Source organism: Bacteroides sp. FSHCM14E1 (assembly GCF_019633785.1).
Lineage (GTDB): Bacteria > Bacteroidota > Bacteroidia > Bacteroidales > Bacteroidaceae > Bacteroides > Bacteroides hominis.
Window position 1 is genome coordinate 89,712 of sequence record NZ_JADKYL010000012.1, and the last position, 12,371, is coordinate 102,082.

Below are 12,371 nucleotides of genomic sequence, written 5' to 3' on the forward strand. Positions count from 1 at the left end.
ACAGAATGAACAAAATACTAATAGTACATCTCAATATATTGGTATGCACGTTCAAATACATCATTGTCTTTTATCTGATACTTAACCCAAAGGATAGCGCGTAGTTTCTTTTTAATTTCTCTACGGGCTGTAACACTTTGGAATGCATCATTAAATTGACGTACAATGTTAACCACCTCATTATCTATATCATTTACAACTTGCTCAACGATAATTGGGGTTTCTTCAGTCTTAATACTTTGGAAAAGGTCTGTTAAGGCAGCACGAGCTTTTGCTCTTTTATCCTGGGACTCATCCTTTTTCTTTTCTTCTTCAAGCAAGTCTTTTGCTAATGCAAGAAGTTGTTTCAAGAAATCAATACTACTGATTAGATTTTGTTCCATTCGTTCACGTAGTTCATCCAATTTTTCTGCAAATTTCTTGAAGTTAGGATCACCTTTATGCTCGCCCAATCTCAATCGAAGCATTTTCTCTACTTCAACAATCTTCTTCTCACGTGCTTTTTCATCTTCAAGGACTGCATCTATCACATCGGCATCAACTACCAAATCCTCTAGTGGAGTACCAATGTCAATAGTTTCAATGTTGCGATGTATAATCTCAATGGTCTTAGCTCCAAGCAAAGTCCAGATAAGATTACCACCACTTACAGGACGTACACTTTGATACACCTGAGCCAACCAAGTATAATCATTTTGGAATTCGGCCAAACAAGCATCGGGAGAAACTATCTCCCACGCTTTATTGAGGCGGGCAAAGTGGCGTCCAAAGTTTGTCTTCACACCATCATCTTTTAAGCATTGTTGAGCAGCAGTAAGCCCCTCCCATCCACCAATAGTTCTATCTACGCCAGGGAAGAACTCAATACATTGTTGCATGAATGTAGGTATAAGACTTTTGATTTCATCGATATTCTGAACAATGGTCTTAACCGTCTCTTCATCAAAAGCAAGACTCTTAGCAACATCCTCAAATACACCAACAAAATCAACAATCAACCCACATTTCTTATTTTCATTGTAGGTACGATTGGTTCTGCAAATGGCCTGCAACAAAGTATGATTCTTCATTGGTTTGTCCAAATACATACACTGGAGTATAGGTGCGTCAAAGCCAGTTAACAGTTTACTTGTCACGATGACAAATTTCAGCGGAGACAATGGGTCTCTGAACTGGTCAAGCAATTTCTTTTCCTCATCGCGACTACGCTTATACGCCTTATATTCATCTGCTTTATCTCCAGCAGTATGCATTACAATTGTTGTTTGGTCATCTGTGCCAAGAAGAGCATCCAAAGCCTTTTTATACTTGACGCAACATTCTCTATTGTAAACAACAACCTGAGCTTTCATGCCTGTTGGCTTCACATACTCTCTGAAATGAGAGACAATATACTTACAAACGTCATTGATTCTTTTTTCAGCGGTAAAGAATGCATCAACGCTTGTTCTTCTTACCAATTCGTTCTTGTCTTCCTCGCTAATTTGGTCGGTAAGCTCATCAAACTCCTTTTGCAACTTAGCATCGTCCAAATGCATTTCGACTGGAACAGTCTTGAAATTAAGTTCAAGAGTGGCCCCATCTGCTACTGAGTTTTGGAATGTATATTTTGATATGTATCCGTATTTATCCTCCTCGGCTCCAAAACATGCAAATGTATTATGGTCATTACGGTTGATTGGCGTACCTGTTAATCCAAAGAAGAACGCATTTGGCAATGCTGTGCGCATCTTTTTACCCAAATCTCCTTCTTGGGTTCTATGAGCTTCGTCCATCAAGAGGATGATATTGTCACGTTCATCAATTACCTCACCATCATTCAAATCACCGAACTTAAAGATAGTGGTAATCAAAATCTTTCTTTGATGGATCTTTTCCTCCAGTTCTTGTTTGGATGATATGCTATCAATGTTAGGTATTTCTGCACGTGTGAAATCGCCGGTAATTTGGTCTTCCAAATCAATTCTATCGTCCACAATCACAACTGTTGGTGCTTTTAGCACTTCCTGACGACGAAGTTTTTGAGCCGCAAATACCATCAACCACGACTTACCAGAACCCTGGAAATGCCAAATCAAACCTTTACGAGGACCAGAGCCCTTTGTATATGTTGACAAAACACGTTGAACAATAGCTTCGCCACCCAAATATTGTTGGTAACGACATACAATTTTAATTTTCCTACCTCCTGAGGTTCCTGTAAAAACAGAATAGAAGCGATATATATCCAATAGTCTTTCAGGAGTCATCAATGATACATAGTTATGCTCAACATCTTCCAATGTACCATGCTTACGCTCCTCATCAGCAAACCAAGGACCCCATTTGTCAATAGGACATCCGATACCTGCATACTGTAATTCTCTTCCTTCGCTTGCAAAGGTTAGAATATTCGGAACAAACATTTCAGGGATACTCTTCTGGTAATGCATAATATCAGTAGCACCATCAGCCCATGTTACAGACGCCTTAACAGGAGTCTTTGCTTCACCGATAACCATAGGTATACCATTGATAACATATACAAGGTCTAAACGCTTGCCTCCCTCCTTACTCTTTCTCGGATACTCCCACTGATTAGTCACTATGCAACGATTCTTATATTCATCATCCTTGCCTGCAAAGAAACGAATGTTGATATTATCGCCATTGTCCCCAAATGGGTATGAGTTCTCTTCAAACAGCAACTTGCGGAACTTATCATTGGCTGTAATTAGTTCATCAGAAGCTCCTCCACTTGTAATACAAGCTCGAAGTTTATATATAACCTGTTCTGCTTGTTCAGCAGTAATAGGATTCAATGCCAACAATGCCTCCATGAGCCATTCTACAACAAGAACTTCATCAGGAAGTCTCGGAACAAACTGCGGTTCCACATATATCCAACCGCATTGTCCTGCCGCATTAATGAGCATTTGCTCAACCGTATTTTCTTCGTTAAAGTATGCCATATGTTATTATATTTTTGTTTCTAATTGTAATATTCTGATTTATCGGCTTGTGTGAGGACCTCAACAAACAAGATTTGTTCATCCATACTAGGAACAGGAACTTTCATTTTCTTGATATCTGAGAATACGATATCAACTTGATTTGTAGAACCAGTTACATATTGCCTGTATATTTCTGCTTGCGTATCATTTAAAGAAAGGTATGTATTAAGCACTTCTGGAAGAATCACTGCTCTATCTGTTGACAAGGCAATCACATGTCCATCATTTATGTAGGTATTATTGTCTGAAGGACAAATAAATACACAACATCGTCCAAGAGTACCATTTCCAGTTGCATTCAAGAGAACATCTCCTGATTCAAGTATTCTCTTCCTAACTGGGATTTCCTCGTTGTGGTATTTTATATTACCCAAACGTTGACCATCCCAATGGATACATGCTTGATTAATCACTAAGACAGAAGAAGATTCAACATATTTTGGCGTTATCCCCTTATTCATGATTGGACAAACCGATTCAAGGGTTTGCTTATTATGAGTATTATAATACATCTCGATAAATTGCGATTTGCAACCAACAAATTCTGATTTATCGGCTTGTTCTGCAATTGTAACAAACGCTTTCTGATCCTCATCTGATGCATTTGGAATGCCGATTTCCAAATATTTACTCATGTTGAGATTCTGAATTCCTGTCGTCTTGCTTCCCATGCTTCTGATTGCAGTTCTATTTGTCTGATAGAAGTAGTATAATGCATAGAATGCAAACCTTGGATCAACGTCTTTGAATCTCAAAACCTGCGTGAAGTTATTGCACAAAAACAAGTTATCTTCTTCAAATAGCACAACTCTACCCACCGGATTATCAGCAGTTCCACCTGATCTTTCAAGTATGGTATCGTACTTTTTAATTTGCTTTCTAACTACCTTCCTATCTTCAATGCTGCGGGTAACAACATCTGCAAGATTCAGCTTTCCTGAGTTTGTGAAGTTTGTAGTACGTATAACCTTTACTCCATTACCATCCTTATCTTCAGTACCCCATTCACCAGGAAAAGAATCATCAATATAATCTTTTACAGGAGTAGTTTCCATGCCATAAAATATCTCGATAAATTGCGACATACTAACCAATGAATTTATGATGAGACAATTTAACATTATTCTGATTAACCATTGCATATTGCAACGTCGTATCGAGACTCTGATGACCAAGCAGGTGTTGGACTTGCTCTATAGGCATGCCCTTATCTATTGCCATTGTTGCTAATGTGCGACGAAACTTGTGTGGATGCACCTTGGGTATATTCAAATCTTTCCCCATCTGACGCAGTCTAATCTCCACACCGCTAATCTGCAATCTTTCATAAGGAGCCAGGAGTGATACAAACAACGCTTCATTGCTATCTGTACGACTATTGATATATTTCTGCAAATGAATCTTTGTACGAGCATCGAAATACACCTTACGCTGCTTATCACCTTTGCCGGTAACAATACATTCCCTATTGTGGTAGTCAATATCTGAGCGATTGAGCTTAACCAATTCTCCAACACGCATTCCTGTTGATGCCAATAAATCTATCAATGCCAAATCACGTGGATTTGAACAATGGTCTCGCATCAATTCAAGAGATTCATCAGTATATGTTTCCTTTACGGTTTTACCTACCTTTACTTTATGGATTCTTCGTACAGGACTCTTTACTATATAGTTTTCTTCTTCTAACCAAGAAAAGAAACTGGATAGTATTCGTCGGATATTATCTACCGTTACTTTGCTCGCGCCACTTTCGCTTTGATATGTATTTAAGTAATGTCGTAAATCGTCAGTTGTGATATGGATTACCTCTTTGCCCAGCTTAATCAATGCATTATTTATAGTACTGCGATAATAGGCGATTGAATTAGGAGAACATCCTTCAACTTTCTTGGCTGAGATAAAATTCTCTACCAAGATTTGATTATTACTTTCTGTATTGACAGCATCTTTTTCAGTCACGACAATGTTACGGAAGGTGTAATCAAGCACCTTACGCAACTGGGCCAACTGCTCATTATTCAATGAACTGAGCATAGCCTGTTCTATTTCGTTAATCAAGTTCTTAACCATAATCTTACTATATTATAAAGTTAGTCAATTAACGCGCGACCTAAAAGTAACTTTATCACCTAACTTAGTCACTTTTGTATAGCAAGTGACTAAGTTAAGTGACCAAGTTTATCTAATCATCCCCTTCAACTATTACTACTATTCCCATATTAAATTATTGCCTAGGATTTACTCTGCAAAAAGAAATATACTGATTAACAAGTATTTAGATATATATCTGATTTATTCTGCAAATAGTTCTATTTTTTTATTGGGAGTTTAGAAGAAGATTTTTCTATCTTTTTATCATCAGAAACCACACGACGCTCAACTTTCTTTATGTCTTCTGCAACAGGAAGTTCTTCTGGGCGGATTCCACGTTCTCCAAGCATACTTCGCACACTAACATTGTTCTGTACATGTTCACGCGTAATAGAGGATTCTCCATACAGATTTTTCTGTTCTACATTATAATTAGTCATTTCTGTTGCCAGGTTCTTTGCCGCAATAGTTAATGTTGGCAAAAAATCCGCTAATGGACGATTTGACTTAATCCCTAATCTGTGTTTCATATCTTCAGTTGTATGCCCTCCAAATAGTGCAGTATCACCTTTTGAACGAATTCTACCATATCCTTTATCATCAACTCCTCTCTGATAAATATTTTGAGATAGTTGTTTTTCGGACGAGCGCAATCGATCTCGAGCTTCAAGTCTTGATATTTCTTGGATTCGTTCTGCTATTATCTCAGCTCTTCGAGTTTGAACCGCAAAATAACCTTGAGCAAAAGCAATTTCTTCTTTTTTAGGATCTCCGTTTTGTGCAATCAAATAACAAGCATATCGGGTCAACATGAAGTCTATGACCTCACGCTGTGAACCACTACCTAAAGATACCATTTTCGTGACCTCACGAAAATGGTCATCTACATTGACATTCTGTTGTTTACATGATTCTACTGCTCTACCTATAGCAACCTGAAAATTTTCCCAACGAGCATAGCCTAATAATTTTTGCAAATCTCGCGCAAACCAAACTTCCACATTCTCACTACCGTCATCACTCTTGATGATTTGGCCAATTGCATCAAAGTTGGCTTTATGTTGATTAATTCTTTGTATATCCATAATGTATTCTATTAATTATTTATCAAACTCTTTATTACTTGGTCTATTGCCTCTATCGATTTGCGGAGTTCAAATTCTGATTTATCGGCCTGTTCAACAATAGAACCAAATCGAGTTTGTTCTTCCATTGATGGAATTTTAATCCAGAGATTAAGAAGATCAACCTTTGTTGTACTAGGAAGAGTTGTACCTTTGTTCAGCACATTGAAATCTATTGTTTTGCAATGCCAATAGAAATAAACGTAATGAAGGACTTTTTCATCAGGAACTGCTCCAAATGCAGTATCAACGTTCCAATACTTTTCTCTTATTAGCAAAGGCTTGTCAATAGTACCTTTTCTCCCTAACAATATAGAATTAGCAGGAGATAGATAATCTGAGGCCCTTGCCATCTCGCCACCAGTTCCATAGACAGGATAGCCCCCATCCTCAACTTGGATTGATTTATAATCCTTGCCGTTAATTATTTCGACGACTTCTTTCCATTGACGGCTATGATCACTCCTCATGTGAGTATCCCCAAACATCTCGATAAATTGCGATTTCACCATTTCTTGGGTGGCGGTGAGAAGTTTCTTATATGACTCCTTTAGTCTGTATGCAGCCCACAATTTATCTGCTAAGATACGCTGCTCTTCGATGGGGGGAAGATCGAATTCGTAGTCTTTCAGATGTTCCCACTTTACTCTAGGAGATAGACCTCCAGCTGAGCGAGAAACGGCATAATCGAAAAACTTATCATTCTGAATAATGAACGGAAGCAACAAAGGGTCTACCTTACCAGGTATAGCCTCTATCACAGTAATATCCCCAGAACAAATACCATCAAAATCAGCAATAGCGGCCTTTTTTAGATATGCTCTTCTTCGGCCAAACAAGATTTGTCCCTTCTTGAAAGTCTTCGTAAATGTATTCTCGGTGTCTACATCATATCCAGAGAACTTGATTTCTTGAGGAATAAGATGCTCTAATCCTACAATGGGGACACCCGATTTATCACCTTTATGAGTTGCCCTACTTTCTCTTGCAAATTCTTCTAATTTCATACTCATTTGCCGATTAATGTAAACATTTCAGTTATTGAAGAAGTCATCTCTGCATGAACACTCTTCCAATTGCTCAATGTTTCTGAAACTGATAAAACATTAAAGTTATTTTCATTATTCAAAGCATTGGCATATAAAGAGATATTGAGATTGTAGTTGTAATTTGCAATCTGTTCAAGAGATGCCACGGTGCTGAAATTCTGAATTTCAGAAGCATTAAAATATGCAGATACAATCTTTTCAATATGTACCTTTTCCAGATAGCTCTCTGCGTTTTTTCGTGTAACTTCCTTAAGAGCGTTGATAAAAATGATTTTGTTCTTCAAGGTGCTACGTTTCTGATTATTACATATCAGAATGCAAGCTTCCATGGGTGAATTGTAAAAAAGGTTTGCACCAAGGCCAATAACACATTCTACAACATCACTCTTTATCAGTTTTTCTCTTAAACTTTGTTCTTCATCTCTAAACAGAACACCATGAGGGAAAAGTATTGCACATCTACCTGTCTTATCATCCATAGATGCAAGGATATGCTGGAAGAAAGCGTAGTCTGCACGCCCTTGAGGTGGAGTTCCCAAGAAATTACGTCCCCACTTATCGTTCATAAAAGCTTCACGATTCCAAGTCTTAATAGAATATGGTGGATTAGCCAACACAATATCAAACTTACGCAACCTACTTCCGTCTACAAATGCAGGGTGTGCTAAGGTATCTTCACGAACAATAGAAAAGTCTTCTACACCATTCAGGTAAAGATTCATTCGGGCAATGGCGCTGGTGAGTGCATTAATCTCTTGGCCAAATACCTTTACACCTTGCCATGGTTCACCCTTTTTACGAAGAAAGTCCAAACACTTCACAAGCATACCACCCGAACCACATGTAGGGTCATAGATACTTTCACCTGGACGTGGCTGAAGAATCTCTGCCATCAAATCTACTACAGTACGATTGGTGTAAAACTCCTGTGCTGTATTGCCAGCATCGTCGGCAAACTTACCAACCAGATATTCGTAAGCCTGTCCCATTTCGTCTGCAGGGCATGCTTTAAGCGACAAATTGTATCGTGAAAAATCTTCAATCAGAGACGTTATGATATGGTCGGGCATCTTCGCCTTGTTGGTCCAGCCGTCTTTAGGGCCAAAGATTCCTTCCAAACCTCCAATCACACGACCATCTGCATGCTCGCCTGGATTGGCCTGTTCAATAGCAATAAAGGCTTCCACCAAGCGTTGGCCTACATTTTCTGTACACTCGCGTACATCACGCCAATGGGCACCATCAGGAATACGAATTACCAATTCTTGAGCTTGGGCATTGGCATACTCTATACCACCTTCGCAAACATAACCTTCAAACTGCTCATCGTACACATCAGAAATTCGTTTGAAGAATAGCAAAGGGAAAATATATTCTTTGTAACCAGCAGCATCAATCTGACCACGAAGGCGAGTGGCTGCTCCCCAAAGGAACGATTTCAAGTCTTCCAATGAAATAGGTTCATCGGGATTTCTATAATATTTTACAAGTTGTTCCATAGGGTTATAAGTTTATCAGTTTTCTAAATTCTTCTTCACATCTCTTTACCTCCTCGTATGCTGCCTTGAACTCAGCAAGCACTTCGGCATATGGACGGATTTCCTCTTTGTGATATTCCACGTATTTATTAGGAGAAAGGTCATAATCCTTGGCGGCAATAGCATCTAGAGTGACCACTTTAGCAAAGTCTTCTACATCTTCGTAGTTGATGTAAAGTTCGTAAAGGCGGTCTACATTTTCAGGAGAAAGTATATTCTGTGCACGCTTTACGGTGAGAATCTTTGTTCCATCAATCATCAGTACTCGCGCACTATGTGCAGCTGGTTTCAAGCGTCTTAATATCAAGAAACAGGGAGAAAGACCTGTGCCATAGAATAGTTTATCGCCTAATGTCACAACAGCTTCAATCAAATCGCTCTTTACCAGTTTCTCACGAATGCGGCCTTCTTCATTACCACGGAACAATACGCCTTGAGGCATAACAACCGCCATACGGCCATTGCCGGATGCCATACTTTTCACCATGTGTTGAATCCAGGCATAGTCTCCGCAAGAATCGCTGGGTGTTCCCCAAACATTACGACCATATTTATCGGATGACCATTCTACTGAACCCCATTTCTCAAGAGAGAAGGGCGGGTTAGCTATAACACAATCGAATTTAGCAATCTCTCCATTCTGCAAAATCTTAGGTGAACGAAGTGTGTCACCTTGCATGATATTAAAGTCACTGGCACCATGCAGGAACAAGTTCATCTTTGCAATGGCAGAGTTGACAACGTTCTTCTCCTGGCCGAATATACTTCCACAACAAAGACTTGAATGATTCATGTGCTGTACCGCCTCAATCAGCATACCGCCACTACCACATGCCGGGTCATAGACAGTTTCACCTGGTTTCGGATCGAGAATGCGTACAAGCAAGCTTACGACCGAACGAGGCGTATAGAATTCTCCAGCTTGAGCCTTACTGTCATCTGCAAATTTCTTTAGCAATATCTCATATGCATCACCCATTAAATCAGCCGGGTAATCATTGTTGCCCAATCGGCGGGTAGACAGATGTTCTATCAAATCACGAATCTTGCCATCAGAAAGGTTTTTCTTATCTGTCCATTTCTGTGCGCTGAACATCGACAATACACCATATAATGTATCCGGATTGGCCAACTCTATACCTCGCATTGCTCCAACAATTGCAGCACCAAGATTCTCAGAGCGTTCGCGAATATCACTCCAATGGCAACCATCTGGAATTACAAAACGATGTTGTTCAGGCAAGGATGCATACTCCTCATCGCCACCACTTTCTTCAAGCGCAGTTTGAGTTTCCTCGTCATATACATCAGATATACGCTTAAAATAGAGGATAGGTGTTATATAATCTTTGAAGTTATCTTGACTCACAGGACCACGCAATATGTTGCATGCCTCAAACAGGAAGTTGTACAGATTCTGCACGCCTTCCATTTTAAGGGTTTTCTCGTCTTTGGGAACCAGAGATTCTTCTTTATTTTTCTTTTTTACCATAATATATTGCTATCATATGAAGATAGAGAACTATTTTGTAGAGTTAAGAAGCTCTTTTACATCTATATCGAGTACTCGAGCTATTTCTCGGAGTGTTGCCACATCGGGCTGGGAAGTATTAGTACACCATTTAGAAATGGTTGCAGGGTTTTTGCCTAAAACTTCCGCAAGCCATTTACTAGTTTTCTTCTTTTCTACAAGAACTACTTTTATTCTATTCATGTCGTTCATGACGTAATTTTTATTGCTTTGAACGCAAAGATAATTAAAAGTCTATTAAAAATCAGCAATTCCTATGATAAATCTTTCTTAAAAATGGATTTAACCCTTATTTGTATAAAATCAACTCACCGCTACCACCATATTTCTTGGTGATAGCGGTCTTTGAAAAGCTATCGGGAGCGCCCCTTATTCTGCTTCACACTGTATTTGGCCATAATGTATTTGACGGCATGTGAAAAGCATCTTCTTTGGAATGCAAAATCAGGTTCATCAGGTCTGCGACCATCCCAACGTAGGTCTGATTCATTTCCTCCGCCTCCACCCCCAGTTGGAACTACGTAATCTCCACCTATAAGAGCTGTTGCTACTGCACATAACTCATCACGTAAAGATGGTATCGAGAGGTAGTCAAAAGTCTTCAATGCCAAATTAGACCAGTAATTCATGCATTCCGTCAGCGTCTTGTTTTCTGCTTTTAACGTATGAACTTCTTTCATATCCACCAAAATATTCTGGCGAACAGCTTCAACTTGATTAGCGGCTTCATTTCTATAAAGTTCCTCCAATTTACGCCCCATAGCGGTAAATTGCTTCTCGATAATCGTATTTTGACGTTCCAACCACTTATCGGTTCCAAACATTGGCGGTTTCTCTGTAATCTGTGGAGCATTAAACTCAATCTTGTAATTCTTGAAAGGTCTATTCACAGAATGAATGTTTTGGATATCTTTCAGCAACGAGTCCAACTCCTGCTGCTTTATCATCAACTTGGTTTCCTTATCATCGAGTCTTTCTTGGCAATCATGTATCAAATCTTCAATGCACGCTTTCTTGTTTTGATATTCTGCCAATACAACACGTCCTGCAGCCAAATCTTTCTCCAAGATTTTTAATTCATCGGAAAACATTTGCATTTCAGCCTCGATATTATCCTTCATGGTTTGCAATCCTCTGATGGCTTTTTCCATCTTCTTCTGCTCCTTTGCGAGTTTACGGATATAATCTCGCTTATTCAGGTGCTGGATATTTCGACCTTCTACGCTGTCACCCCTCTCCAAACCGTATTTACTACCAACTTCTTCATAGAGTGAGGTATGCATTTCCTTGAGTATTGAACCATACTCATATTTATTCTTTCCGAATTTTGCAGACCACATCACACATTCACGACCACTTTTAGGACGTACCCCAACAGGAACAATAAGTGCATGAATATGTGGTGACGTTTCATCAAGATGAACCTGAAAGCCGATGATATTTTCTTTCCCATACCTACGACAACACCAATTATATACATCCAAAGCCCATTGCTCCACCTCTTTGCATCTATGTATATGGCTATTATCAGAATCTTTATCAAGTTTTAGGTCCTGAGTGCCAAATGCCATTTCCAATGTACGCTCTCGATTGCCACCAAAGATGAGACGAGCACAACAATTGGGTTGAATCTTACTATCCGCTTTGAATGGACGCCAACCAAGTTCATTTAGCCGTTCTTGCAAACGAACATCAAGTCTTTTATCCTGATAGCCCAAAGAGTGAATCTTACCATCGGGGCCAATCTCAAAATTAAGCCTCATTCTGGTTTTGTCGTAGTTATTAATAGAATCGTTGTTCTTAGAATCAATCATCTTATCGTCCCATCTTCTTTCGTTTTCATTGGCTTCTGCTGCGCCAAAAGATTTGCATGCATCTAAATGCATGGCTTGTTTAATACTTTCATTCATAGATCTAATGTTTTAAAAGTTACACATTTGAGCTTGCTCATTTAGAGTTGTGTTTGCCAACCACAAATGGGAGTTTCTTGCTGCAAGGCAAAAAGTCCTTATTGTGTTATGGATTTTATTTTAACTCCTGGA

Annotated in this window: 9 protein-coding genes; all 9 read right to left on the minus strand. The window is 39.1% G+C overall.

Features of this window, described 5'->3' with window-relative positions; all coding sequences use genetic code 11:
• Positions 1 to 17: 17 nt before the first annotated feature.
• Positions 18 to 2,951, minus strand: coding sequence for a type I restriction endonuclease subunit R (locus tag ISX59_RS16910; RefSeq protein ID WP_008765405.1), 2,934 nt, complete (start codon positions 2,949 to 2,951; stop codon positions 18 to 20).
• 20 nt (positions 2,952 to 2,971) lie between these two features.
• Positions 2,972 to 4,078: a restriction endonuclease subunit S gene (locus tag ISX59_RS21280; RefSeq protein WP_250698559.1), complete on the minus strand. Its 1,107-nt coding sequence runs from the start codon at positions 4,076 to 4,078 to the stop codon at positions 2,972 to 2,974.
• A gap of 1 nt (position 4,079) precedes the next feature.
• Entirely contained in the window at positions 4,080 to 5,066 is a 987-nt protein-coding gene (gene xerA / locus ISX59_RS16925; RefSeq protein ID WP_118058505.1) for a site-specific tyrosine recombinase/integron integrase, read from the minus strand.
• Between the two features lie 239 nt (positions 5,067 to 5,305).
• On the minus strand, positions 5,306 to 6,172 hold the full coding sequence (gene dinD / locus ISX59_RS16930) for a DNA damage-inducible protein D (RefSeq protein ID WP_118058508.1): 867 nt from the start codon (positions 6,170 to 6,172) through the stop codon (positions 5,306 to 5,308).
• 11 nt (positions 6,173 to 6,183) lie between these two features.
• The gene (locus ISX59_RS16935) at positions 6,184 to 7,218 is read right to left on the minus strand and encodes a restriction endonuclease subunit S (RefSeq protein ID WP_165859762.1); all 1,035 of its coding nucleotides are present in this window, start codon (positions 7,216 to 7,218) and stop codon (positions 6,184 to 6,186) included.
• A gap of 2 nt (positions 7,219 to 7,220) precedes the next feature.
• Positions 7,221 to 8,759 carry a class I SAM-dependent DNA methyltransferase gene (locus ISX59_RS16940; RefSeq protein WP_008765403.1) on the minus strand — a complete coding sequence of 513 codons (1,539 nt, stop codon included), beginning with the start codon at positions 8,757 to 8,759 and terminating at the stop codon, positions 7,221 to 7,223.
• Between the two features lie 4 nt (positions 8,760 to 8,763).
• A complete protein-coding gene (locus ISX59_RS16945) occupies positions 8,764 to 10,230 on the minus strand; it encodes an N-6 DNA methylase (protein ID WP_032840862.1) in 1,467 nt (488 codons plus the stop codon).
• Positions 10,231 to 10,320: 90 nt separating this feature from the next.
• Positions 10,321 to 10,521 carry a helix-turn-helix transcriptional regulator gene (locus ISX59_RS16950; RefSeq protein ID WP_005675360.1) on the minus strand — a complete coding sequence of 67 codons (201 nt, stop codon included), beginning with the start codon at positions 10,519 to 10,521 and terminating at the stop codon, positions 10,321 to 10,323.
• A 161-nt stretch (positions 10,522 to 10,682) separates the two neighbouring features.
• The gene (gene mobV / locus ISX59_RS16955; protein ID WP_008765401.1) at positions 10,683 to 12,239 is read right to left on the minus strand and encodes a MobV family relaxase; all 1,557 of its coding nucleotides are present in this window, start codon (positions 12,237 to 12,239) and stop codon (positions 10,683 to 10,685) included.
• Positions 12,240 to 12,371: the final 132 nt, after the last annotated feature.

Excerpts from the sequence above, each read along its gene's own strand:
- ISX59_RS16950 (WP_005675360.1), bottom strand. The coding sequence starts at position 10,521 with ATGAACGACATGAATAGAATAAAAGTAGTTCTTGTAGAAAAGAAGAAA.
- ISX59_RS16940 (WP_008765403.1), bottom strand. The coding sequence starts at position 8,759 with ATGGAACAACTTGTAAAATATTATAGAAATCCCGATGAACCTATTTCA.
- mobV (WP_008765401.1), bottom strand. The coding sequence starts at position 12,239 with ATGAATGAAAGTATTAAACAAGCCATGCATTTAGATGCATGCAAATCT.
- dinD (WP_118058508.1), bottom strand. The coding sequence starts at position 6,172 with ATGGATATACAAAGAATTAATCAACATAAAGCCAACTTTGATGCAATT.
- ISX59_RS16945 (WP_032840862.1), bottom strand. The coding sequence starts at position 10,230 with ATGGAAGGCGTGCAGAATCTGTACAACTTCCTGTTTGAGGCATGCAAC.
- xerA (WP_118058505.1), bottom strand. The coding sequence starts at position 5,066 with ATGGTTAAGAACTTGATTAACGAAATAGAACAGGCTATGCTCAGTTCA.
- ISX59_RS21280 (WP_250698559.1), bottom strand. The coding sequence starts at position 4,078 with ATGTCGCAATTTATCGAGATATTTTATGGCATGGAAACTACTCCTGTA.
- ISX59_RS16910 (WP_008765405.1), bottom strand. The coding sequence starts at position 2,951 with ATGGCATACTTTAACGAAGAAAATACGGTTGAGCAAATGCTCATTAAT.
- ISX59_RS16935 (WP_165859762.1), bottom strand. The coding sequence starts at position 7,218 with ATGAAATTAGAAGAATTTGCAAGAGAAAGTAGGGCAACTCATAAAGGT.